Origin of the sequence: Micromonospora sp. NPDC000668 (assembly GCF_042897975.1) — a bacterium.
Classification (GTDB): domain Bacteria; phylum Actinomycetota; class Actinomycetes; order Mycobacteriales; family Micromonosporaceae; genus Micromonospora.
Genome location: NZ_JBIAYP010000004.1, coordinates 635,280 through 657,776 on the forward strand (window position 1 = coordinate 635,280; position 22,497 = coordinate 657,776).

General features: G+C 73.4%; 21 protein-coding genes. 8 read left to right on the plus strand and 13 right to left on the minus strand.

Going from position 1 to position 22,497, the window contains the following annotated elements:
• Positions 1 to 11 precede the first annotated feature (11 nt).
• From ACFY29_RS23730 to rimP, 10 genes are all read right to left on the minus strand, one after another.
• The gene (locus ACFY29_RS23730) at positions 12 to 1,325 is read right to left on the minus strand and encodes an MATE family efflux transporter (protein WP_386989660.1); all 1,314 of its coding nucleotides are present in this window, start codon (positions 1,323 to 1,325) and stop codon (positions 12 to 14) included.
• 550 nt (positions 1,326 to 1,875) lie between these two features.
• The gene (locus ACFY29_RS23735; protein WP_328426356.1) at positions 1,876 to 2,085 is read right to left on the minus strand and encodes a DUF6186 family protein; all 210 of its coding nucleotides are present in this window, start codon (positions 2,083 to 2,085) and stop codon (positions 1,876 to 1,878) included.
• The gene (locus tag ACFY29_RS23740; RefSeq protein ID WP_328424655.1) at positions 2,085 to 2,492 is read right to left on the minus strand and encodes a hypothetical protein; all 408 of its coding nucleotides are present in this window, start codon (positions 2,490 to 2,492) and stop codon (positions 2,085 to 2,087) included. Before ACFY29_RS23740 ends, ACFY29_RS23735 begins: the two co-directional genes overlap by 1 nt.
• Before the next feature lie 95 nt (positions 2,493 to 2,587).
• The gene (locus ACFY29_RS23745; RefSeq protein ID WP_328424654.1) at positions 2,588 to 3,646 is read right to left on the minus strand and encodes a bifunctional oligoribonuclease/PAP phosphatase NrnA; all 1,059 of its coding nucleotides are present in this window, start codon (positions 3,644 to 3,646) and stop codon (positions 2,588 to 2,590) included.
• The gene (gene rbfA / locus ACFY29_RS23750) at positions 3,643 to 4,134 is read right to left on the minus strand and encodes a 30S ribosome-binding factor RbfA (RefSeq protein WP_386989665.1); all 492 of its coding nucleotides are present in this window, start codon (positions 4,132 to 4,134) and stop codon (positions 3,643 to 3,645) included. Before rbfA ends, ACFY29_RS23745 begins: the two co-directional genes overlap by 4 nt.
• 126 nt (positions 4,135 to 4,260) lie before the next feature.
• On the minus strand, positions 4,261 to 4,557 hold the full coding sequence (locus ACFY29_RS23755) for a DUF503 domain-containing protein (protein WP_328424652.1): 297 nt from the start codon (positions 4,555 to 4,557) through the stop codon (positions 4,261 to 4,263).
• A 91-nt stretch (positions 4,558 to 4,648) separates the two neighbouring features.
• A complete protein-coding gene (gene infB, locus ACFY29_RS23760; protein WP_386989669.1) occupies positions 4,649 to 7,678 on the minus strand; it encodes a translation initiation factor IF-2 in 3,030 nt (1,009 codons plus the stop codon).
• Between the two features lie 93 nt (positions 7,679 to 7,771).
• A complete protein-coding gene (locus tag ACFY29_RS23765) occupies positions 7,772 to 8,104 on the minus strand; it encodes a YlxR family protein (RefSeq protein WP_328424648.1) in 333 nt (110 codons plus the stop codon).
• A 16-nt stretch (positions 8,105 to 8,120) separates the two neighbouring features.
• Positions 8,121 to 9,164 (minus strand): transcription termination factor NusA, encoded by a 1,044-nt coding sequence (nusA, locus tag ACFY29_RS23770; RefSeq protein ID WP_328424646.1) that lies wholly within the window; start codon positions 9,162 to 9,164, stop codon positions 8,121 to 8,123.
• Entirely contained in the window at positions 9,161 to 9,865 is a 705-nt protein-coding gene (gene rimP / locus ACFY29_RS23775; protein ID WP_386989672.1) for a ribosome maturation factor RimP, read from the minus strand. The genes nusA and rimP overlap by 4 nt, the downstream gene beginning before the upstream one ends.
• Before the next feature lie 154 nt (positions 9,866 to 10,019).
• Between rimP and ACFY29_RS23780 the strand changes: the two genes are divergently transcribed.
• The 7 genes from ACFY29_RS23780 to ACFY29_RS23810 all read left to right on the plus strand — a co-directional run bounded on the left by ACFY29_RS23780 (position 10,020) and on the right by ACFY29_RS23810 (position 16,604).
• Entirely contained in the window at positions 10,020 to 10,547 is a 528-nt protein-coding gene (locus tag ACFY29_RS23780; RefSeq protein WP_355610993.1) for a hypothetical protein, read from the plus strand.
• Complete coding sequence (locus ACFY29_RS23785; protein ID WP_355610996.1) at positions 10,544 to 10,981, plus strand: ferritin-like domain-containing protein; 438 nt, start codon at positions 10,544 to 10,546, stop codon at positions 10,979 to 10,981. Before ACFY29_RS23780 ends, ACFY29_RS23785 begins: the two co-directional genes overlap by 4 nt.
• Before the next feature lie 53 nt (positions 10,982 to 11,034).
• Positions 11,035 to 11,637 (plus strand): PadR family transcriptional regulator, encoded by a 603-nt coding sequence (locus ACFY29_RS23790; protein WP_386989677.1) that lies wholly within the window; start codon positions 11,035 to 11,037, stop codon positions 11,635 to 11,637.
• On the plus strand, positions 11,634 to 12,368 hold the full coding sequence (locus ACFY29_RS23795; RefSeq protein WP_386989680.1) for an ABC transporter ATP-binding protein: 735 nt from the start codon (positions 11,634 to 11,636) through the stop codon (positions 12,366 to 12,368). Before ACFY29_RS23790 ends, ACFY29_RS23795 begins: the two co-directional genes overlap by 4 nt.
• Positions 12,365 to 15,163 (plus strand): FtsX-like permease family protein, encoded by a 2,799-nt coding sequence (locus tag ACFY29_RS23800; protein ID WP_386989683.1) that lies wholly within the window; start codon positions 12,365 to 12,367, stop codon positions 15,161 to 15,163. Before ACFY29_RS23795 ends, ACFY29_RS23800 begins: the two co-directional genes overlap by 4 nt.
• Positions 15,164 to 15,240: 77 nt before the next feature.
• Positions 15,241 to 15,741, plus strand: a complete 501-nt coding sequence (locus ACFY29_RS23805; protein ID WP_328424635.1) for a nitroreductase family deazaflavin-dependent oxidoreductase — start codon at positions 15,241 to 15,243, stop codon at positions 15,739 to 15,741.
• A gap of 125 nt (positions 15,742 to 15,866) precedes the next feature.
• Positions 15,867 to 16,604 carry a nucleotidyltransferase domain-containing protein gene (locus ACFY29_RS23810; RefSeq protein WP_355611004.1) on the plus strand — a complete coding sequence of 246 codons (738 nt, stop codon included), beginning with the start codon at positions 15,867 to 15,869 and terminating at the stop codon, positions 16,602 to 16,604.
• 6 nt (positions 16,605 to 16,610) lie between these two features.
• On the opposite strand, the gene ACFY29_RS23815 is transcribed toward ACFY29_RS23810, so the two are convergent.
• Together ACFY29_RS23815 and map are read right to left on the minus strand one after the other, a co-directional pair.
• Positions 16,611 to 17,324, minus strand: a complete 714-nt coding sequence (locus tag ACFY29_RS23815; protein ID WP_386989687.1) for a VIT1/CCC1 transporter family protein — start codon at positions 17,322 to 17,324, stop codon at positions 16,611 to 16,613.
• Complete coding sequence (gene map / locus ACFY29_RS23820) at positions 17,321 to 18,178, minus strand: type I methionyl aminopeptidase (RefSeq protein ID WP_328424629.1); 858 nt, start codon at positions 18,176 to 18,178, stop codon at positions 17,321 to 17,323. Before map ends, ACFY29_RS23815 begins: the two co-directional genes overlap by 4 nt.
• 95 nt (positions 18,179 to 18,273) lie before the next feature.
• Here map and ACFY29_RS23825 point away from each other — a divergent pair, with 95 nt between their 5' ends.
• The gene (locus ACFY29_RS23825) at positions 18,274 to 18,588 is read left to right on the plus strand and encodes an STAS domain-containing protein (RefSeq protein ID WP_355611010.1); all 315 of its coding nucleotides are present in this window, start codon (positions 18,274 to 18,276) and stop codon (positions 18,586 to 18,588) included.
• A 64-nt stretch (positions 18,589 to 18,652) separates the two neighbouring features.
• Here ACFY29_RS23825 and ACFY29_RS23830 read toward each other — a convergent pair whose 3' ends face one another.
• Positions 18,653 to 22,312 (minus strand): SpoIIE family protein phosphatase, encoded by a 3,660-nt coding sequence (locus ACFY29_RS23830; RefSeq protein ID WP_386989691.1) that lies wholly within the window; start codon positions 22,310 to 22,312, stop codon positions 18,653 to 18,655.
• Between the last annotated feature and the right edge of the window lie 185 nt (positions 22,313 to 22,497).

Here is a 22,497-nt window from a genome sequence, read left to right on the forward strand (position 1 = left end):
CGGCGACCCGGTCAGCGGACCGCGCCGACCACCGCCCAGCGGCCGTCGCGCATTCGCAACAGCAGGGCGACCAGCCGGATCACCACGAACAGGGTGAGCCCGGCCCAGATGCCGCCCAGCCCGAGGTCGAGCCCATACGCCAGCCAGATGGCCGGCAGGAAGCCGCCGAGCGCCGCCACGATGGTGAGGTTGCGCAGGTAACGCACGTCGCCAGCGCCGATCAGCACGCCGTCGAGCGCGAACACCACCCCGGCCAGCGGCTGCATGGCCACGAACCAGGGCCAGGCCACCATGGCCTGCTCGCGTACCCCAGGGTCGGAGCTGAACCACGACGGCACGACTCCTGCGCCGGCGGCGATGAGCAGCGCGAAGGCGACGCCGCAGACGCCGCCGAGCAGCGCGATCCGGCGGGCCAGCGCCCGGGCGCCCGCCTCGTCGCCGGCCCCGAGGGCGGCGCCCACCAGGGACTGCGCGGCGATGGCCAGCGCGTCGAGCACCAGCGCGGTGAAGAACCAGAGTTGCAGCGCGATCTGGTGGGCGCCGACGGCGGCGGCGCCGAAGCGGGCGGCGACGGCGGTGGCGGAGAGGAAGCTGGCCTGGAACGCCACGCCACGGATCAGCAGGTCCCGGCTGAGCACCAACTGCTGGCGGATCAGCCGGGGCTGGGGTCGCAGCGACACCCGCTCGGCGACCAGCGCCGCGGCGAAGAGCACCCCGGCGAGCGTCTGCGCGATCACGTTGGCCACCGCCGAACCCACCAGGCCGAGCCCACCGGGGTAGACCAGCAGCGGGCAGAGCAGCGCGGAGAGCAGGTTGGGGCCGAGCACGAAGACCAGCGGGCGGCGGGTGTCCTGTACTCCGCGCAGCCAGCCGTTGCCGGCGGCGGCGAGCAGCAGGCCGGGGGCGCCGAGCGCCGCGATCCGCAGCCACTGCGCGGCGGCGTCGGCCACCTCGCCGCCACCTCCGGCGAGGGTACGGGCCAGCGCGCCCCCACCGAACTGCATGCCGATGGCGACCAGCAGCCCGACGCCGAACGCCAGCCAGGACGACTGGACACCCTCGGCCACCGCCGCCGCCCGGTCGCCGGCGCCGAAGCGGCGGGCCGATCGCCCGGTGGTGCCGTAGGCGACCACGGTGCCGAGCCACGCGGTGAGCGTCATGACCGTGCCGCCGACGGCGAGCGCGGCGAGTGGCACCCGGCCGAGGTGACCGACCACGGCCGTGTCGACCAGCACGTAGAGCGGCTCGGCGGCCAGCACCACGAGGGCGGGCAGGGCGAGGCCGGCGATCCGGCGGGGGGACGCGGCAAGCGTGCTGGTGTCCATCGCCGGCGATCCTGTCACGAGCCAGGTAAGGATCGCAAGGTAGGCCAGCACTTACCGGCGAAGACCGGCGGGGCTACGCCGTCGTGCGCTACGGGATCAGTGCGAGGCGCGGCCCGGGCGGACCGAGGTCAGACGGGCGGTGACGCCGTGGACGGAGGCCGTCGGCGGCGTCACCGCCGGACGGATCGGGTCACTGGCGGGTGTCCATCGACGTCTGCAACGCGCGGCGGGCCTGCTCGCGGGCGTCGTCGGTGGTCTCCGGCTTGGGCTTGTTCGGCATGGTGGCGCTCCTTCCAGGGTGCGAGCCACCGGCACGCGGCGGCCCTCACGGGCGGTCGTGCTGAGCGCCCCCACGGCGGTCCGGGGTTACCGGAGCAGCCGGCTGGGAAGCGTGAGCCCGGGTCGGTCCGACCCTGGAGGGAGGCAGCGCGAGGTGTGGCACCACCGCCCATGACCTGCACCGCAACGCGATGCCGACCGTCTCCCAAGCTATCGTTCAGGTCCACATACTGCTCACGGTTCCCGCCATCTGGACATCGCGGGGCCCGGCTCAGCGGGCCAGGAAGTGCCAGCCCAGCCACCACCAGAAGCCGAACAGACCGATCCGGCCCACCGGCACGGGGCCGACCTCGTAGCGCATCACGTACGCGCAGACCTCGCCCAGCGTGGGGATCCGGGAGCCCTCCCGGCGGGCCAACCACTCGACCACGGCGAAGAGCGCAAACGCGGTGATGAAACCGCCGATCGCGAGTGCCCGCATCATCGCCGCACCAACCCCCAGAACGCCCCCAGCCAGGCGAACCAGGCCGCCGAGCGGGTGAGATGGTCCTCCAGGAGGGGATCGGCCAGGCGGGAGAAGGTGGGGAAGTCGTCGCCCACCGCCATCACGAAGGTGACGCCCTCGAAGACCCCGAAGACCACCACCGGCAGCGCCCACCAGGCCGCGCCCACGCCCAGCCGGCGCGGCGCCGGGCGGCGGGGCACCCGGTTGCTCAGACCGAGCCAGATCAGCACGCCGCCGGTGCCGAGGGTGTACAGGTTGGCTTCGGTGGAGAACGAAGCGAACCGGCCACCGACGAGCGACAGGCAGAGGAGTACCGGTACGGAGACGGCGGGCCGGTCCCAGGTGCGGGGGGCCTCCAGGGTGAGGTCGTGCGGCTGCTCCATCCCGCAATTCTTCCCGGTCTCACGGAGCGCGGAAAGACCAACACTCCCCGGAGTTGACCCTGATCTTCCTGCGGGGCGAACGCGCGGCGTCGAGGTCAGACGCCGGGACGGATCAACGCCGTGTCGAGCTGGCCCCGGATCGCCTCGACCACCTGATCGACCGTGCCCCGACCGGTGAACCCCGCCGCGAACCGATGGCCACCGCCGCCCAGGGCGATCGCCACCCGGCTGACGTCGACCGCGCCCTTGCTGCGCATCGACACGGCCCACTCGCCGGGCGTGGTCTGCTTCAGCACGCAGCTCACGTCCGCCTCGGCGGTGCACCGCACCGAGTCGATCAACGCCTCCAGCACGTACGGCCGCTGGTCGTGCCGGGCCAGATCGTCCAGGGTGGCGAACGTCCACACCAACCCTCGACCGTCGGCCGCGGCCGGTTCCAGCCGAGCCCGGCCGAGCACCTCACCGAAGAGCCGGACCGCGCCGAAGGGCCGGGTGTCGAAGACCCGCCGGGAGATGTCACCGGGCGAGATGCCGGTGGCCAGCAGCCGGGCGGCCAACTGGTGCACCGCCGGGGTGGTCGCCTCGAACCGGAACGAGCCCGTGTCGGTGGTCAGCGCCACGTAGAGGCATTCGGCGATGGCCGGATCCAGCGCCACGCCGAGCCGGGCCAGCAACTGCTCCGCCACCACCGACGTCGCCGCAGCGGTCGGGTCGATCAGGTTGACCGTGCCGAAGCCGCCGTTGGAGGCGTGGTGGTCGAGCACCAGCGCCGAGCCGGCGGACGACAACCGCCCGGCCAACTCGCCGAGGCGCGACTCGCTCGCCGCGTCGAAGCAGATCACCAGGTCCGGGTCGGCGTCCGCGGCGCTCGCCGGGACCAGCAGATCCAGCCCGGGGAGCCCACGGAACGGCTCGGGCACCTCCGGCGGCCCGGGAAAGGTCGCCTGCAACCGGCGTACGCCGAACTGGCGCAGGCCCAGACCGAAGCCGAGCATGCTGCCCAGCGCGTCACCGTCCGGGTTGACGTGGCAGATCAGCAGCACCCGGCCCGTCGGCGGGAGAGCACGTAGCAACGCCTCGGCCGCGGCCCAGTCCGCCTCGGTGGGGCCGGCGCCGACCGCCGTGGCGAATTGAGCGCCGGCGGTGCCGGTCACCGCGCTTCCCCACCCCGGGGGGTCTCGTCGACGTCGGCGGCCTGGTCGGCCTCGTCCGTCTCGTCGTCCTCCTCGTCGACCCGGTACGGCTGCGCCTCGCCCGCGTACTCCGCCTGGGCGGCGAGCCGCTGCACCTCGGCATCGGCGTTACGGGCCGCGGCGAGCAGGTCGTCGATGTGCTTGACCTGGTCCTGGACGTCGTCCAGGACGAAGGTGAGCGTCGGCGAGTGCCGCAACCCCAGCGCCTTGCCGACCGTGCTGCGCAGCATCCCCTTGGCGCTCTCCAGCGCCGCCGCCGTGTCCGACTGGGCCGCCACGTCACCGAGCACCGTGTAGAAAACCGTCGCGTCACGCAGGTCGGCGGTGATCCGGGCGTCGGTGATCGTGATCATGCCGAGCCGCGGGTCCTTGATCTGGCTCCGCACCACCGACGCAACCAGCTCACGCACCCGTTCCGCGTGCCGGCGTACCTTGGCCGGATCAGACATCTCGCCACCTCCACGGCGTCCTGCTCCCGGCCGACCCGGCGACCCGGGGGCCGCCGGCCGACCGGCCAACATCTCGAACATTACCTTCGCGGCCGGACCGGGTCGCCGGCACAGCCGGCACCCTGGTCAGTCGTCGTCCGCGCCGTACAGCCGGCGCCGGACCGACAGCAACTCGGCCTCGGGCCGAGCCGCAACCAGACGCTCGCAGGAGTCCAGCACCTCGCGGACGTGCGCCGCCTCGGCGGCCACCACGGCCACCGCTATCTGCGCTCGACCGTGCAGGTCGAGCGCTCCCACCTCGGCGACCGACACCTCGAAGCGGCGCAGCGCCGCCACGATCGGCCGTACATATGATCTCTTGGCTTTGAGCGACCGGGAGTCGCCCGGCAGCAGCAGGTCGAAGACCGCGGTTCCGGTAAACATCGCCCCGGACGATACCGGCAACCTGCCCTGCATGATCAAGGGGTTTACGCCGGTTCGGCGTAAACCCCTTGATCAGCGTGTCACTGCCGGATCAGGCGCGAACCTTCTCCCGCATCTCGAAGGTCTCGATGATGTCGCCGGCCTGGACGTTGTTGTAACCACCCAGGGTCAGACCACACTCGAAGCCCTCGCGGACCTCCGTGGCGTCGTCCTTGAACCGCTTCAGGGAGCTGATCGTGAGGTTGTCCGCCACGACCGTCCCGTCCCGCAGTAGGCGCGCCTTCGCGTTGCGCCGGATGACACCCGACCGGACGATACAACCGGAGATGTTGCCGATCTTGGACGAGCGGAAGACGTCGCGGATCTCCGCGCTGCCCAGCTCGACCTCCTCGTACTCCGGCTTGAGCAGGCCCTTGAGCGCAGCCTCGATCTCCTCGATGGCCTGGTAGATAACGGTGTAGTACCGGATCTCCACGCCCTCGCGGTCGGCCATCTCACGGACCTTGTTCGAGGCCCGCACGTTGAAGCCGATGATCGTGACCGGCTCGGACGAGGCGCTCGCGAGCATGACGTTGCTCTCGGTGATCGCGCCGACGCCCCGGTCGAGGACCTTGAGCTGGACCTCCTCGGGGATGTCGAGGTTGAACAGCGCGTCCTCGAGGGCCTCCACCGAACCGGAGCCATCGCCCTTGAGGATGAGGTTGAGCGACGTCTTCTCGCCCTCCTTGAGCTGCTCCATGAGCGTCTCGAGGGTGGCCCGACCACGGGAGTTGGCGAATGCCGCCGCCCGCCGCCGCGCCTGGCGCTGCTCGGCGATCTGCCGCACCGTACGGTCGTCCGCCGCGGCGAGGAACGTGTCACCCGCGCCGGGCGGCGCGGTCAGACCCAGGACCATGACCGGACGCGCCGGCCCGGCCTCGGCAACCTGGTTGCCGTTCTCGTCGAGCATGGCCCGAACCCGGCCGTGCGCTCCGCCGGCGACGATCGAGTCGCCCGCCCGCAGGGTGCCCTTCTGCACCAGCACCGTCGCCACCGCACCGCGACCCTTGTCCAGGTGCGCCTCGATGGCCACACCCTGCGCCGGCCCGTCGATCGGAGCGGTCAGCTCCAGCGACGCGTCGGCGGTCAGCAGGACAGCCTCGAGAAGCTCCTCGATGCCGATGCCCGGCTTGGCTGCCACGTTGACGAACATGGTCTCGCCGCCGTACTCCTCAGCGACCAGGCCGTACTCGGTCAGCTGCTGGCGGACCTTGTCCGGGTTGGCCTCCGGCTTGTCGACCTTGTTGACCGCGACCACGATCGGCACGTCGGCCGCCTTGGCGTGGTTCAACGCCTCGATGGTCTGCGGCATCACGCCGTCGTCGGCCGCGACCACCAGGATCACGATGTCCGTCACCTGCGCACCACGGGCACGCATGGCGGTGAACGCCTCGTGGCCCGGCGTGTCGATGAAGGTCACCGCGCGGTCCACGCCATCGTGCGGGACGTGCACCTGGTAGGCACCGATGTGCTGGGTGATGCCACCCGCCTCGCCAGCCACGACGTTCGCCTTGCGGATCGCGTCGAGCAGCTTGGTCTTACCGTGGTCGACGTGACCCATGACGGTCACCACCGGCGCACGGCTGACCAGACGCTCCTCAGCCACCTCCGCGTCGAGGTCGATGTTGAACTGCGCGAGCAGCTCGCGATCCTCGTCCTCGGGGCTGACGATCTGGATGTCGAAGCCCAGGTGCTCACCCAGCAGCTGCAGGGTGTCGTCCGAGCAGGACTGGGTCGCCGTGACCATCTCGCCCAGGTTGAACATCTCCTGGACCAGCGAACCCGGGTTGGCGTTGATCTTGTCGGCGAAGTCCGACAGCGAGGCGCCACGGGAGAGCCGGACGACCTGACCCTGACCCCGGGGAGCACCCGAGCTCATGGTCGGAGCCGACAGGTTGTCGAACTCCTGTCTGCGCTGCTTCTTGGACTTGCGACCGCGCGTCGGCCGGCCACCCGGACGCCCGAAGGCACCCGCGGCGCCACCGCCACGGCCACGACCACCGGCACCCGGACGACCGCCGCCACCGGACGGAGCACCCGGACGGAAACCGCCACCGGGAGCACCGCCACCGCCGCCGGGACCGCCACGGTAGCCACCGCCACCGCCGGCACCCGCGCCGCCACCGGGGCCACCGCGGTAACCACCGCCGCCACCGGCACCGCCGCCAGGACCACCGCGGAAGCCGCCGCCACCGCCACCGGGACGACCAGCGCCGCCACCGCCACCGGGGCGACCAGCGCCACCGGGACCGGGACGACCGGCAGCCGGACGCTGGCTCGGCATCGACGCCGGGCTGGGCCGCGGCGGCATGGAGTTCGGGCTCGGCCGCGGCGGCATACCCGCCGGGCCACTCGGCCGGGGACCACCCGCGCCAGCGGCCGGGGGCCGCTGCTGCTGGCCACCCTGGATACCGAACGGGTTGTTACCGGCGCCGCGCGCCGGCGGGCGACCGCCGGGCCGGGCACCCGGACCCGGAGCCGGCGTGCCCGGACGGGCGGCCGGTGAACCGGGACGGGGCGGCATCGCCGTGGGACCCGGCCGAGGGCCGGGGCCGGGACGGTTGCCGTCTGCCGGAGGCTCCCGGCGGACGTTGTCCCGCTGCTGCTGACGGGCGGCCTGCGCGGCCTTGACCGCGGCCTCCTGCTCAGCCTTCAGCGCGGCGGCACGCGCCTCCGCGGCCGCCACCTCGATGTCGTGGGCACTCGCCGGCTTGGCGACCGGAGCCGCCGGTTGCGGCGCACCGGGAACCGGGCCCTTGGGCTTCGGACCCGGGGCCGGGGCCGGGGCCGACGGCCGCCGGGGCGGCATCGGCTTGGCCGAGACCCGGGGCGCGCCCGGGGTCGGGGATGGCGTCGGGGTCGAAGCCGGCGCCGCAGTCGGCGCGGGCGCCGACGGGGCGGCCGGCGCCGAAGCACCGGCGGACGCGACGAATGCGTTACGCAGCCGCCGGGCGACTGGCGCCTCGACGGTGCTGGACGCGGACTTCACGAACTCGCCCATTTCCTTCAGCTTGGCGAGAACGGTCTTACTCTCGACCCCGAGCTCTTTTGCAAGCTCGTGTACGCGGGCCTTGCCTGCCACTGCACTCCTCACTCCGAGGTCGTGCGGGCAGCACCCGCAGCGACCTCACTCGTGCACTTGAAGCCTGGTCATTTCAGGGACTTCATCGTGTGCTCATGTCGGTCGTCCTACCTTGCTAGCGACCCTCGCCCGGTCGGGCTGACCGGACGTAGTGGTTGGCGCATCGACGTGCTCCGCCAGCGCACCGTGGTCGGGGACCCCGGTGATGCGCAGCGCACGCCCGAAGGCGCGGCGCCGCACTGCCAGCGCGAAGCAGGCCGGATCCGGGTGCATGTTCGCTCCCCGACCCGGCAGCCTGCGGAGCGGATCAGGCCGGAGGCTGTGACCAGCCTCGTCCCCGATCGCTACGACCCGCAGCAATTCGCTGGCCGGCGCACGTTGCCGGCAACCCACACAAGTGCGCTCCGGCTGCGCGCGTCGTACCACTGGAGGAAGTCTACCCCTAGCTGCCCGAGATCGCGCCGCCCGGCTCCCGGACGTGATCAGCCGCGCCCCGCGCGGCCGGGCTGGTCTGCTCCGCGTCGGAGCGAATGTCGATCCGCCAACCGGTCAACCGGGCCGCGAGGCGGGCATTCTGCCCCTCCCGCCCGATGGCAAGAGAGAGCTGGAAGTCCGGCACGGTCACCCGGGCGGTCCGGGTGGCCAGATCCACCACCTCGACCCGCAGCGCCTTGGCCGGCGACAACGCGTTGCCGACGAAGGTGGCCGGGTCGTCCGACCAGTCGATGATGTCGATCTTCTCACCGTGCAGCTCGCTCATCACGGCACGCACCCGCTGGCCCATCGGGCCGATACAGGCACCCTTGGCGTTCACGCCGGGGGTGGCGGAGCGTACGGCGATCTTGGTGCGGTGACCTGCCTCACGCGCGATCGCGCCGATCTCCACCGTGCCGTCGGCGATCTCCGGTACCTCCAGCGCGAACAGCTTCTTGACCAGCGCCGGGTGCGACCGGGACAGGGTGATCTGCGGACCACGCATGCCCTTGGCCACGTGGACCACCACGCAGCGGATCCGCTCGCCGTGCACGTACCGCTCGCCGGGCACCTGCTCGGACTGCGGCAGCACGCCCTCCAGCTTGCCCAGGTCGACGCTGACGATGCCCTTCTCGGACCGCGCCTCGTGCGCCTGCACCACGCCGGTGACCAGGTCACCGTCGCGACCCACGTACTCGCCGAAGTGCACCTCGTCGGTGGCCTCCCGCAGCCGCTGGAGGATCACCTGCTTGGCGGTCATGGCGGCGATCCGGCCGAAGTCGTGGGGAGTGTCGTCCCACTCCCGCACCAGACTGCCGTCCTCGTCCATCTCCTGCGCGTACACCAGGGCTGCGCCCGACTTGCGGTCGATCTCCACCCGGGCGTGCGGCTCGGCACCGTCGGTGTGCCGGTAGGCGGTCAGCAACGCGGTCTCGATCGCCGCGAGAATCGTGTCGAACGGGATCTCCCGCTCGCGCTCGAGTGCGCGCAGCGCCGCGAGGTCGATGTTCACCTCTCCTCGTCCTCCACATCATCTTCGTCGTCGATGTCGTCTGAATCGTCGATCTCGTCGGTCTCGTCCGCGTCGTCGGTATCGTCCGTGTCGTCGAACTCGTCCGGCTCACCCAGCTCGGCGAGCCTGGTGAACTCGACCTGCACCCGACCGGGGCCCAACTGGGCGTACGCCCAGGAGGCCCGGCCGTCGTCGGTCTCCAACTGCACGCCCTCGTCGTCGGCACCGACCACCCGGCCGGTGACCTGGCGGTCCCCGGTGGGCTGCTCGCCGCGCTGATCGGGCAGCACGGCCGCGCCCCGGACGGTGACCTTGACCAGCCGACTGACGTTGCGCCGCCAGTGCCGGGGCAGGGTGAGCGGCCGGTCCACGCCCGGTGAGCTGACCTCCAGCTGGTACTCCCCGGCGACGATGTCGCCGCCGGTCTCCTCGGCGGCGTCGAGCGCGGCCGAGACCGCGCGGGAGACGTCCGCGACGGCGTCCAGGTCGATCCCGCCGTCGGCGTCCACGATCACCCGCACCACGTGCCGGCGGCCGGCCCGGGAAACCGACAGGTCCTCCAGGTCGTAGCCCACGCCGTTGACCACGGGCTCGATCACGGCCCGCAACCGGTTACGGCGCGCGGTGAGATCACCGCTGCGGGGACTCACACCACCACGGGGTCGATCCGTCGACCTGGTGGCACGGCCACGCTGCGTCATCTCCGCACCCTTTCCCTGGTCGACGGCGACGGTCGTCCCGCCATGCCGGCACGCCACCGGAGCGAACGCCCCGGTGGCTGCGCAGAGCGTAACGCGCCTGCCCGCTGGTGGACCGGGCGGCGCACCGACGCGGGTGGCCCCCGGACCGGGCCGGATGGTGTTGACTTGCCCGGTGGGGATCGGCAGAACGACACAGCGCGACCAAGCATCCGGACATTCCCGGCGAAAGCTCCTGCGTGCCGGAGCGCTGCTGGCGCTCGGCGGTGCCGCGGCGCCGCTGACCGGCTGTGATCTTTTCGACCGCGATGGCCAGCCGGCGCCGCCGCCTGACCCGTTGCGGCCGATGGTGGACGAGTCACTCGGGCTGGCCGCGGCACACCGGGCGAGCGCTGCGGCGCACCCGGAGCTGGCCGACCGGCTCGGCCCGATCGCCGAGGCGCACACCGCGCACGCCACCGAACTGGCCCGGGTGATCGGCGTCGCGTTGCCGTCGACGCCCGCCGCCGCCCCGACCACCGCCCCGGCGGCCGAACCGGCCGGCGCGCTGGCCGCCCTGCGTGCGCTGGAGAAGACCGGCCAGCAGTCCGCGACCGCCGCCTGCGCCGCGGCACCGGCGGAACGGGCAGCGCTGCTCGGGTCGATCGCCGCCGCGCGGGCCACCCACCAGGAGGCACTGAAGTGAGGCAGCCATCCGCCGCGGAGGCGCTCGCCGCCGCCCTCTCCGCCGAGTACGCGGCCATCTACGCCTACGGGCGGATCGGCGTCCGGCTCACCGGGGCGGCACGGGACGCCGCGCGCCAGGCGGAGGCCGCGCACCGCCGCCGGCGCGACGCGCTGGTGGTGCAGCTCAGCACCTCCGGTGGCGACGTGCCACCGGACCGGGCCGGGTACGCGCTGCCGTTCGCGGTCACCGACAAGGCGAGCGCGTTGCGGCTGGCGGTCGAGGTGGAGGAGCGCACCGCGGCGCACTGGCGGGCGGCGCTGGCGTCCACCACCGGCGCCGACCGGGACCAGGCGCTGGCCGCCCTCGTCGAGTACGCCGTGCGGGCCACCCGCTGGCGCAAGACCGCCGGGCTCACCCCGCAAACTGTCGCGTTTCCCGGCCGCCCCACCTGAACCGGTCCGCTCCGGTTGCGGAGCGCCATACCAGGTATGCATACTCCGTTCCCATGTCCATCCGTCACGGGTTGCTCGCCCTGCTCGAACGCGGCCAGATGTACGGCTACCAGCTGCGCGCCGCGTTCGAGGAGTCGACCGGCTCGACCTGGCCGCTGAACATCGGGCAGGTCTACACCACGCTCTCCCGGCTGGAGCGGGACGGTCTGGTGCGCCCGCTGCCGGAGAGCGAGGCCGGGCAACGCCCGTACGAGATCACCGACGCCGGCCGGGCGGATCTGGCGCTGTGGTTCGCCACCCCGATCAGCCGCACCGACCGCCCCCGCGACGAGCTGGCGATCAAGCTGGCGCTGGCGCTGACCACCCCCGGCGTGGATGTCCGCTCGGTGGTACAGGCCCAGCGCAGCGCGACGATGCGGGCGTTGCAGGAGTTGACCCGGTTGAAGTACGGCAGCAACCGGCCGGAGGACCTGCCCTGGCGGCTGGTGCTGGACTCGATGGTGTTCCAGGCCGAGGCGGAGGTGCGCTGGCTGGACCACTGCGAGACCAGCCTGGTCCGGCACCAGCCCGGCACCCCCGCGCCGCCCGTGCCGAGAGCCGGCGACGCCGACATGTCCGACGCGGCGCGGTGGGCCGACGAGGAGGCGCGACGGTGAGCGGAGCGGACGACGCGGTGCTGGAGCTTCGCGCCGTCCACCGCACCCACGGGGTCGGCCCGGCGGCGGTGCACGCGTTGCGCGGCGTCAGCCTGGTCGTCCGGCCGGGTGAGCTGGTCGCCGTGATGGGTCCGTCCGGCTCCGGCAAGTCGACACTGCTGGCCCTCGCCGGCGGCCTGGACCGCCCGACCCGCGGCGAGGTCCGGGTCGAGGGGCAGCCGTTGGGTGCGCTGGACCGCCGAGGGCTGGCCCAGCTGCGCCGCCGCCGGATCGGCTACATCTTCCAGCAGCTCAACCTGCTGGGCAGCCTGAGCGCGATGGAGAACGTCGCCCTCCCGCTGGAACTCGACGGCGCCGGCGGGCGCCGGGCCCGCGCGGCGGCCCTGGCCGCGCTGGCCGAGGTGGGCCTGCCGGCGCTGGGCGACCGCTTCCCCGACCAGCTCTCCGGCGGCCAGCAGCAGCGGGTCGCCATCGCCCGCGCGCTTGTCGGCGAGCGGCGGCTGGTGCTCGCCGACGAGCCGACCGGGGCGTTGGACTCGCAGACCGGCGAGGCGGTGCTGCACCTGCTGCGCCGCCGGGTCGACGCGGGCGCGGCCGGCGTACTGGTCACCCATGAGGCGCGACACGCCGGCTGGGCCGACCGGGTGGTGTTCCTGCGGGACGGCGTGCTGGTCGACACGACGGCACCGCTGGGCAGCGTCGAGCAACTGCTGTCCGGTAGCGACCGGTGACGGTCCGCCGGGCGCGGCGGGCCTCCGGCTGTGCCGACGTCCCGGCGGCACCGCCGGTCGCGCCGCCGGCACCCGCGGGCCGGCGTCGGTTGGCCGAGCTGACCGGCTCCTGGCGGGCGGCGCTGCGGATCGCCCGGCGGGAGTCGCGCCGGGCCCGCCGGCGAACCGCCCTGGTGCTCGCCATGATCGCCCTGCCGGTGCTGGTGCTGGCCTTCCTGGCCGTGAGCTACGACATGGCCGAGCTGACCCCGCAGGAGCGCATCGACCGCCGACTCGGCGTCGCCGACGCGGAGCTGCGGTGGATCACCGACACCCCGATCGCGCAGGACGAGTGGGGCGAAGGCTGGTACACCCGGGAGGGCGACTACGGGACAAACGGTCGGGTGGCCACCGCCGCCGAGGTGTCCACGCTGCTCGGCCCCGGCAGCCGGGTCACCGAGGTGCGCGCTCTACTCCCGCTGACGGTGCGCGGCCCGGAGCGCGACGAGAACGTCGAAGGACGGGTACTGGACCTCACCGACCCGTTGGCCCGAGGGCTGGTGCGGTTCCGGGCCGGACGGGCGCCGCGGCAGCCCGGCGAGGTCGCCGTGAGCCCGGCGGCGCTACGCCGCCTGGACGTACGCCTCGGCGACGCCGTGGCCACCGCCGACGGCACGCGGGCGTACACCGTGGTCGGGGTGGTCGAGTTTCCCGACGATCTCGGCCCGGTGGTGGCGTTGCACCCGGGTGCCGTGCCACGAAGCGATCCGCTGCCGGACAGCAGTTGGCTGGTGGACGTGCCCGGCACCGTCGACGCCGCGCTGGTGTCCCGGCTCAACGACCATGGCGTGCTGGTCACTCCGCGCCACCCGACCATCCCGGCGGCGGGACAGTCGCGGCCGTGGCCCGGGTCCATCGGTCCGAGCAGCGCCACGGACCTGAGCACCGGCGTGCTGATCGCCGGCCTCGGGCTGCTGGAGGTGGTGCTGCTGGTCGGGCCGGCCTTCGCGGTCGGCGTCCGCCGCCGGCGGCGGGACCTGGCACTGGTCGCGGTTGCCGGTGGGGACGCCGCCCAACTGCGTCGGGTCGTGCTCGCCGACGGCGTGGTGCTGGGCGTGCTGGGCGCCGCCGCCGGCCTGATTCTCGGCGTCGGCGCGGCGTTCGCCGGTCGTCCGCTCGTGGAGCAGTACGTCTTCGGCGCCCGCTTCGGCGGGTACCGCTGCTGGCCGTCGGCGCTGATGCTGCTCGGGGGGGTCGCGGTGCTGGCCGGGGTGCTGGCCGCGCTGGCACCGGCCTGGACCGCCGCCCGGCAGGACGTCATCGCCGGGCTCGCCGGGCGACGCACCCCTCCCCCGAGCCGAGCCCGGTGGCTGACCATCGGGCTGGCACTGGTGGTCGGCGGGGCGGCGCTGGCGGCGTTCGGGGCCACCCGAACCTCACCGGCGGTGATCCTCACCGGCCTGATCCTCGGCGAACTGGGCCTGGTCTGCTGCACACCCACACTGATCGGCGCGCTCGCCCGCCTCGGCCGGGTGCTGCCCCTGGCACCCCGGATCGCGCTACGCGACGCCAGCCGCAACCGGGCCGTCGCGGCACCGGCGATCTGCGCCGTGATGGCGGCGGTGGCCGGCAGCGTCGCGCTCGGCGGGTACTTGGCCAGCGACGGGGCCCGCGACACGCGTGCCTACCAACCGATGCTGCCGACCGGGCACGTGCTGGTCAGTGCGACCGAGCCGACCCGGCTGCCCCGACCCACGCTGGCCGAGGTCACCACCGCGGCCCAGGCGCAGCTGGGCGCCGGCGCGGTGGCCGCGGTGCACACCGTGGCCTGCCCAGCGGGTGGCAACCCCGGCGACTACTGCTACGTCGCACCGAGGCTGCCGCCGGAGCGGGCCTGCCCCTGGCTGCCCGGGGACAACCTCTCCCCGGCGGAGCGCCGGCAGGCCCGGGCCGACCCGCGCTGCCAGCTCCGCGACGGGGACTACTACGGCGGCTACGTCGAGACGCTGGTGGACGACGGCAGCGCCCTGCCGATCCTCACCGGCGCGGACCCGGCGGCCACCGCTGCCGCCACCGCCGTGCTGCGCGCCGGGGGCGTCGTGGTGACCGACCCGCGCTACCTGCACGACGGCCTGGTGACCGTGCAGGTGAGCCGGGCGGAGGCCGGAACGGACGGGCCGAACGGTGCCAGCGATCTGCCCGGGTACGCGCTGCCCGCGGCAGTCGGGCAGCCCCGCCTGCTGCTGTCCCCGTCCGCGGTCCGACAGCTCGGCCTGAATTCGTCCCAGACCGGCTGGGTGATCGACACCCCGGCCCCGCCGGACGAGAACCGGCAGGAGCGGTTCACCGGTGCACTGAGGTCCTTTGGGACGTTCTCGCTGAGCGTGGAGCAGGGCGCCGCCCCCCGCGACGTGTCACCGCTGCTCCTGCTGCTCGCCGCGGCGGCCGGGCTGATCACGGTGGGCGCGGCCGGAATCGCCACCGCGCTCGCCGCCGCCGAGGGGCGCGCCGAGCTGTCCACACTCGCGGCCGTCGGCGCGGCCCCGGCGGTACGCCGGCTGCTGGCGATCTGCCAGGCCGGGGTCATCGCCGGCCTCGGCTCGGTACTCGGCATCGTGGCCGGGCTGGGCACCGCCGCGATCGTGCTGTTCTCCGTCAACCGGCAGTACGCCACCAGTTGGCCCGTGAGCGAGCCGTACCCGTTCCTGGTGCCGTGGCCGGCGCTCGGCGTCCTGGTGCTGGTGCCGATGGTGGCGATGCTCGGCGCCGGCCTGTTCACGCGTGCCCGCCTGCCGATCGAGCGGCGGTTGGACTGAGCGGGACGCTCCGGCGGGCTGCCGAAGCGGCGCAGGGGGCTGGCCACCGAGGCGCGGCAACCGGCAGACTGGGCGGCGTGTCAGTGCTGGGATCCCTCACCCGTCGAGTCGGCCACCACCGTTGGTTCGGCGCCGCCGCCCGCCTGCTGGTTCCCGCCGACCGGGTGGTCGGCCGGCTCACCCGGGGCCGGGTGGTCGCGCTCGGCCTGGTCTCGTCCCTGATCATTACCACCACCGGCCGCCGCTCCGGCAAACCGCGCAGCAATCCCCTGATCTACGTGCCCGACGGCGACGCGTACGTGGTGATCGGCTCCAACTGGGGGCAGACCCAGCAGCCCGGCTGGGCGCTGAACCTGCTCGCCGAGCCGGCCGCCGAGGTGGACGTGCGGGGTCGACGGGTTCCGGTGCGGGCCGACGTGGCCACCGGCGCCGAACGGGACCGGCTGTGGGCACTCCTGGTCACCGAGTGGCCGGCGTACCGCACGTACGTCCAGCGAGCCGGCGGCCGGGAGATCCGCATCTTCCGGCTGGTGCCGACCGGGCGCGGCGCGCCGGCTGGTCCACGACCGGCTGGCTAGGCTGACGCTCAGTCGCCAGGCGGGGACGATCCGGTGAGCCCCGCGGTCGGGAACGAAGGGTGCCCCGTGAGCGCGAGGAGTGAGCCGGTCCTGCGAGCCCCGCAGTCGGGAACGAAGGCGGCCCCGTGAGCGCGAGCAGCGAACAGGCCGATGTCGACCGGGGCTTCGACGATCGACGGTGGACGGTGGCGGAGCGGGTCGCCCAGGCGGCCCAGCGACGTTTCGCGGCCGACGTGCTCGCGGTCGCGGTGCACGGCCCGCTGGCGCACGGCGACGACGACGGCGGCGGGGACCGCGAGGTGGGGATGCTGGTGGTCACCTACCGACCCGGCACCGGCCCGCCCCCGGCGACCCGGCGGGTGGACGGGGTGCTGGTCGACCTGACCGTGGCCGCCGCCGAGGACTACCTCGGGCAGGCCCGGGTGCTCTCCCCACTCTGGCCGCTGACCGCGGACCGGTACGTCACCACCCGGGCGTTGCACGACCCCACCGGCTGGCTGCGGACGCTGCGCGACGAGCACCTGGGCCGGCTGGCCCGGGCACGGCCGGCGGAGTTCAGCACCGCGGCCCGGCAGGCCTGGTATCGGGGCAGCGCGGCGCACGCGCGGGCCGCCCGGCTGGCCGAGTGGTACGAGACCGACCAGGCGCTGCTGATGCTCGGCGAGGCGCGGCTGGCCGCGGCCACGGTGACCGGTCTGCTGAGCCGCACCTATTTCCGCGACCCGGGGGACGCGGTGCGCCGCACCGGTCTGGCCGGCGCGGACATGACCGAGGTGGGGCTGGTGCTGGGCCGGCAGGCCGAGGAGCTTGCCGCCCGTGGCCGGCCCGTGGACGGCACGGTCGACGAGTTGCTCAGCTGCTGACCGGCGTCACAGCGCGCCCTGTACGCCGATCAGAGCGCCGATCAGGTAGGTGGCGGCGGCCGCCGCGGCACCCATCAGTAGCTGGCGCAACCCGCTGGTCCACCAGGGCCGGTTGGTGAACCGGGCCACCGCCGCCCCGGCGGCGAACAGCCCGAGCCCGCCGACGGCGAGCGCCAGCCAGAGCTCGGTGGCGCCGAGCAGGTACGTGAGCAGCGGGATCAGCGCCCCCACCGAGAAGAACAGGAACGAGGAGATCGCCGCCGTCCACGGGCTCGGCTGGTCGTCGGGGTCGACGCCCAACTCCTCGCGGACGTGCACCCGCAGCGCCTCCTCCGGATCGCGCCGTACGGCTTCCGCGACCTGGGTTGCGAGGTCGCGGGGCAGGCCGCGCGCCACCCACGCGTCGGCCAGTTCGCGGGCCTCGGCTTCGGGATGCCGCTCCAACTCGCGCCGTTCCTTGGCCACCTCGGCGGCGACCTGCTCGTTGGCCGAGCGCACGCTGGTGTACTCGCCGAGCCCCATCGAGATCGCGCCGGCCACCAGACCGGCGGTGCCGGTCAGCACGATGCTGCGCGGCGAGACCCCGCCGCCGCCAACGCCGGCGATCAGGGCGATGTTGGTGACCAGCCCGTCCATCGCGCCGAAGACGGCCGGGCGCAGCCAGCCGCCGGAGACGTCCGCGTGGTGCGCCTCGCGCAGCGCCGCAGGGGTGTCGGTCACGGCAGGGTGAGAATCTCGTGACCGTCGTCGGTCACCACGATGGTGTGTTCGAACTGGGCGGTCCACTTCCGGTCCTTGGTGACCACGGTCCACCCGTCGTCCCACATGTCGTACTGGTAGGTGCCGAGCGTGATCATCGGCTCGATGGTGAAGGTCATCCCGGGCTCCATCAGGTCCGTGGGACGCGGGCTGTCGTAGTGCGGCACGTACAGCCCGCTGTGGAAGGTCTCTCCGATGCCGTGGCCGGTGAAGTCGCGGACGACGCCGTAGCCGAACCGCTTGGCGTACGACTCGATGACCCGGCCCACGACGTTGATCTGGCGGCCCGGGGCGACCGCGCGGATGCCCCGCATCATCGCCTCGTGGGTCCGCTCGACCAGCAGCCGGGCCTCCTCGCTGACCTCGCCGACACAGAAGGTGGCGTCGGTGTCGCCGTGCACCCCGTCGATGTACGCGGTCACGTCGACGTTGATGATGTCGCCGTCCTGCAGCACGGTGGTGTCCGGGATGCCGTGGCAGATGACCTCGTTGAGGCTGGTGCAGCAGGACTTGGGGAAGCCCTTGTAGCCCAGCGTCGACGGGTACGCGCCGTGATCGCAGAGGAATTCGTGGACCACCCGGTCGATCTCGTCGGTGGTCACGCCGGGCTTGGAGTGCTCGCCGGCGAGCTGGGTCGCCTGGGCGGCCAGCCGGCTGGCGATCCGCATCTTCTCGATGGTCTCCGGCGTCTGCACGTGCGAGCCGCGCCACTCCTGGGGACGCTTCTTGCCCACGTACTCCGGGCGGGGAATGTGGGCCGGCACCGGTCGCATCGGGGAGAGCGTGCCTGGGGTCAGCGGCGGACGGACGGTCATGCCTCAAGCCTATCGCCGGCCCGGCTGGTGACCCGCGCCACGGCCGCTCCGGACCGGTTGTTGCCCTGCCAGGTCGGCTGTGCCATGGTGTCTGCGTGGATCAAGGAGGAGCACCACCCGTCTTCTCTGCCAGCGCGGAGATTGACGGCGATCACCTCCACGTGGTGGTGGCCGGTGAGGTCGACATGGCTACCGCCGACACCATGCTCCAGACGGCCCTGCGCGAGCCCGCCGAACGGATCACCCTCGACCTGACCGCGGTCACCTTCTTCGACTCGGCCGCCATCCACGCGCTGGTCCGGCTCGCCCAGCAGTTTCCCGGCACGCTCACCGTGCTGCCGTCCCGGCAGGTCCGCCGCGTGCTGGACATCTCCGGCCTGGGCGAGCAGAGCTGGCTGAGCCCGGCCTGAGCCATCCGCGACCCGGCTGGTCTGTCGGGCGCACGCGCTGCGCCCGCCACCGTCGGGCGCGAGGTCAGTCCTGCAGCTGCCGGCGCAGCGTCACCTCGGTGCCCTCGTCGGTACGCCGCACCGTCAGCTCACCCAGCGCCTTGATCAGGGTCAGCCCGCGCCCCCGGAACCCGGAACCGGCCGACTCCCGCCACCGGCCGCTGTCGCGCACCGTGACGGTCACTGTCCGGTTCTCGATGGCCACCTCAACGCTGATCACCGGCTCGGCGGGGTGGACCGGGTGCTCGATGGCGTTCGCGGCGGCCTCGGAGACCGCCACGGTCACGTCGAACAGGTCCGTCTCGCCGACCCCGTGCGCGACCAGGAAGTCCTCCAGGCGCTTGCGCAGCACGCTCAGCCGGGTCGGGTCCGCGGGCAGCCGCAACGCGAAGCGGTTCAGCTCGGCCGCCTCCAGGGCGAGCACGGCCACGTCGTCGCGGCGCGGTTGACCGGCGACCCGCTCGATCACCGCTTCGATCAGGTCCGTCACGTGCTCACCGGGGGTGGCCGCGTCGGTACACAGCTGGGCCAGCGCGGCGTCGATGCCGAGCTGCCGATCCTCGATCAGCCCGTCGGTGTAGAGCAGCAGCCGGCGGCCGGGAGGCAGCTCCCCCTCGACCGAGTGGTACGTCGCGTCGGGGATGGCGCCGACCGGTGGGCCGAGCGCCCGGTCGTGCAGGAATGCCACGTCACCTCCCCTGATCAGCAGTGGGGACGGGTGACCTGCGCTGGCGTACCGCAACCTCCCGGTACGCGGGTTGAACAGCAGACAGACCACAGTGGCGAAGGCGCGGCGTTCGGTGGACCCGACCAGCCGGTTGAGCCGGGTCAGCGACTCACCCGGGTCGAAGCCCTCCAGCAGGTACGCGCGCAGCGCGTTGCGGAGCTGCCCCATCGCCGCGGCGGCCTGGACGCCCTTGCCGACCACGTCGCCGATGACCAGCGCCAGCTCGTCACCCTCCAGCGCGATCACGTCGTACCAGTCGCCGCCGACCTCGACGTCGGCGCTGCCCGGCAAATAGCGGCTGGCCACCACCGCACCCGGCAACTGAGGCAGCGACCGGGGCAGCAGGCTGTGCTGCAACGTGGTGGCGATGCGGTGTTCGGCCTCGTAGAGCTGGGCGTTCTCCAGGCGTACCCCGACCAGGCGGGCGAGCTGGGTCAGTGCGGCCTCGTCGGCCTGCGCGTCGTCGCCGGCCGACCGCCAGACCCGCAACTCGCCGAGCCGCTCACCGGTGGTGCCGGTCAGCTCGGCCACGAAGGACGGGTCCGCGGCGGTGGCGCCGCCGGCGTCCGCCTCGGATCGGGCCCCGGTCGCGGTGACCACCACCTTGGCGGCTTCGGCGAGGCTGAGCGCGTGCCGGGCGGCGACCTGGAGGACGTCGGCGGTCGATCGGGCGGTGTTCACCGCCACCGCCGCGTCGGCCAGCGCCCGCAGCCGGCGGATGATCTGCCCCCGCAGTTGGCCCAGCTCGACGTTGGCCCGGACCCGCGCCACCAGCTCCTGCCCGGAGAACGGCTTGGTCAGGTAGTCGTCGGCGCCGACGGAGAGGCCGGCGACCGCCTCTGCGGAGCCGGCCCGAGCGGAGAGCAGCACGATCGGCACGTGTCGGGTACGCGGGTCCGCGCGCAGCGCGCCGACCAGCCCGAACCCGTCCAGCCGGGGCATCATCACGTCGGTGAGCACCAGATCGAACCCGCCCTCGCGGGCCAGCGGCAGGGCCGCCAGACCGTCGCTGGCCGTGACCACCTCCCAGGTCGGGGACAGCAGCCGGGTGACGTGCTCGCGCAGGTCCGGGTTGTCGTCGACGACCAGGATCCGGCCGGCCGGGGTGACCGCCGCCGGCCGGCTGCCCAACTCCGGCGGCGGCTCGGCGCCGGTCCACAGCGCGGTCTCCGCGACGTAGAGCCGGGCCTGTTCCGGCTCGCCCGACGGCTGAGGGCCAAACGGCGCCACCCGGTCGGCGGGCAGGTGCGTGGATCCGAACGGGACGGTCACCGCGAAGCTGCTCCCCTCGTCGATCCGGCTGGTGACCCCCACCTCGCCGCCGTGCATCTCGACCAGCTCCCGGACCAGCGCCAGGCCGATCCCGGTGCCCTCGTGGGTGCGGGCGCGCACCCCGGACACCCGGTGGAACCGCTCGAAGACGTGCGGCAGCTCGGCCGGCACGATCCCCACGCCGGTATCGATCACCTCCAACCGGGCGGCGCCGCCAGAGGCACTGACCCGGACCCGGATCTCGCCGTCGAAGGTGAACTTGACCGCGTTCGACACGAGGTTGAGGACGACCTTTTCCCACATGTCCCGGTCGACGAAGACCGGCGCCGGCAGGGGTGGGCAGTCCACCACCAGTCGCAACCCGGCCCGGTCGGTGGCCGAGCGGAAGGTGCTGGCGAGCCGTGCGGTGTAGCCGGCCAGGTCGGTGGGCTGGTAGTGGGCGGCCAGCCGGCCGGACTCCAGCCGGGAGAAGTCCAGCACGGTGTTGACCAGCTTGAGCAGGCGCAGCGCGTTGCGGTGCATCATGGTGAGCCGGTCGGTGTAGGCGGCGGGCAGTGCCGGGTCGGCCAGCATGTCCTCCATCGGGCCGAGCACCAGGGTCAACGGGGTGCGGAACTCGTGGCTGACGTTGGCGAAGAAGTTGGTCTTCGCCTGGTCCAGCGCGGCCAGCTCCGCGGCGCGTGCCCGCTCCTGCTCGTATGCCCGCTGTTTGCCCACCGCGCGGGAGATCTGGGCGGCGACCAGGTCGAGGAAGTCGCGGTACTCGTCATTGAGCGCCAGCAGGCCGGCCATGCCGACGACCAGCGCGCCGACGGTTTCGTTGGTCGCCGTGATGGGCAGCACGAGGGCGTGGTCGGCTGCGTCGGCCGGCGGCGGGTCGAGCAGACTGGCCACCTCGACCGTGACGGGTGCGCCGGCGGCGGCCACCCGGGCGAGCACCTCGGGCGCGATGTCGACAGCGGCCTGGCCGGTGCCCTCGGAGCCGGCCAGGGTGAACCGGCCGGCCTCGTCGCCCAGGTAGACCAGCGCGAACGGCACGTCCGCCCGGTGCCGACCGAGCACCTCGGCGGCGGTCCGGCCGAGTTCGGCGGCGCTGACCACGTCGGCCAACTCGGCGCCCAGCTCGGCGAGTGCCCGCAGCCGGCGCTCACCGAGCACCCGCCCGGTGGTCTCGTTGACGATGCAGTAGACGCCGTGGACCGAACCGTCCGCGCCCCGGATCGGGTCGTACGAGACGTCGAAGTAGGTCTGCTCGACAAAGCCGTGCCGGTCCAGCAGGAAAGGGTGGTCCGCGCCCCGGTACGACTGTCCGGTGCGCTGAACCTCGTCCAGCAGCGGGCCGAGCACCGCCCAGGTCTCCGCCCAGTGCTGCCGGGCCGGTTGACCGAGCACGTCCGGGTGCTTGCTGCCGATGGTCGGCCGGTAGGCGTCGTTGTAGAAGGCGAGCTGGTCGTCGCCCCAGAACATCACGATCTGCGCGCTGGAGGCGAGCATCATGCCGACCGCGCTGGAGAGCGCCGTCGGCCAGCGACCCGGCGGGCCGAGCGGAGCGGTGGACCAGTCGAGGTTCCCCAGTCGCTCGCCCAGCTCACCGCCGGCCGCGAAGGCGGCCGTCAGCAGTGGGGACACGTCGCTGGCGGCCGCGAGGGACTGCCCCGCGTCCGCGCCCCCCTGGGCCGAGCTCATAAAGCCTCCCGCTCCGGCTGCCCCCCAGCCGATGATCTTCGCCAGCCGTGTTCCGACTTGTACCCCGGCGGACGAGGAACGTAACGCATCGCGCCTGTTGGACGCTGATTGCCTACGCCGCTGTCAGTGACCGGACAGTGGCGGCGGGTGCGGCGTCGGCGTCGGCCGTGCCGAAGCGCGCCCGG

Excerpts from the sequence above, each read along its gene's own strand:
- ACFY29_RS23735 (WP_328426356.1), bottom strand. The coding sequence starts at position 2,085 with ATGCGGGCACTCGCGATCGGCGGTTTCATCACCGCGTTTGCGCTCTTC.
- rimP (WP_386989672.1), bottom strand. The coding sequence starts at position 9,865 with ATGACGCAGCGTGGCCGTGCCACCAGGTCGACGGATCGACCCCGTGGT.
- ACFY29_RS23790 (WP_386989677.1), top strand. The coding sequence starts at position 11,035 with ATGTCCATCCGTCACGGGTTGCTCGCCCTGCTCGAACGCGGCCAGATG.
- ACFY29_RS23740 (WP_328424655.1), bottom strand. The coding sequence starts at position 2,492 with ATGGAGCAGCCGCACGACCTCACCCTGGAGGCCCCCCGCACCTGGGAC.
- rbfA (WP_386989665.1), bottom strand. The coding sequence starts at position 4,134 with ATGTCTGATCCGGCCAAGGTACGCCGGCACGCGGAACGGGTGCGTGAG.
- ACFY29_RS23830 (WP_386989691.1), bottom strand. The coding sequence starts at position 22,312 with ATGAGCTCGGCCCAGGGGGGCGCGGACGCGGGGCAGTCCCTCGCGGCC.
- map (WP_328424629.1), bottom strand. The coding sequence starts at position 18,178 with ATGACCGTCCGTCCGCCGCTGACCCCAGGCACGCTCTCCCCGATGCGA.
- ACFY29_RS23780 (WP_355610993.1), top strand. The coding sequence starts at position 10,020 with ATGGTGTTGACTTGCCCGGTGGGGATCGGCAGAACGACACAGCGCGAC.
- ACFY29_RS23730 (WP_386989660.1), bottom strand. The coding sequence starts at position 1,325 with ATGGACACCAGCACGCTTGCCGCGTCCCCCCGCCGGATCGCCGGCCTC.
- ACFY29_RS23755 (WP_328424652.1), bottom strand. The coding sequence starts at position 4,557 with ATGTTTACCGGAACCGCGGTCTTCGACCTGCTGCTGCCGGGCGACTCC.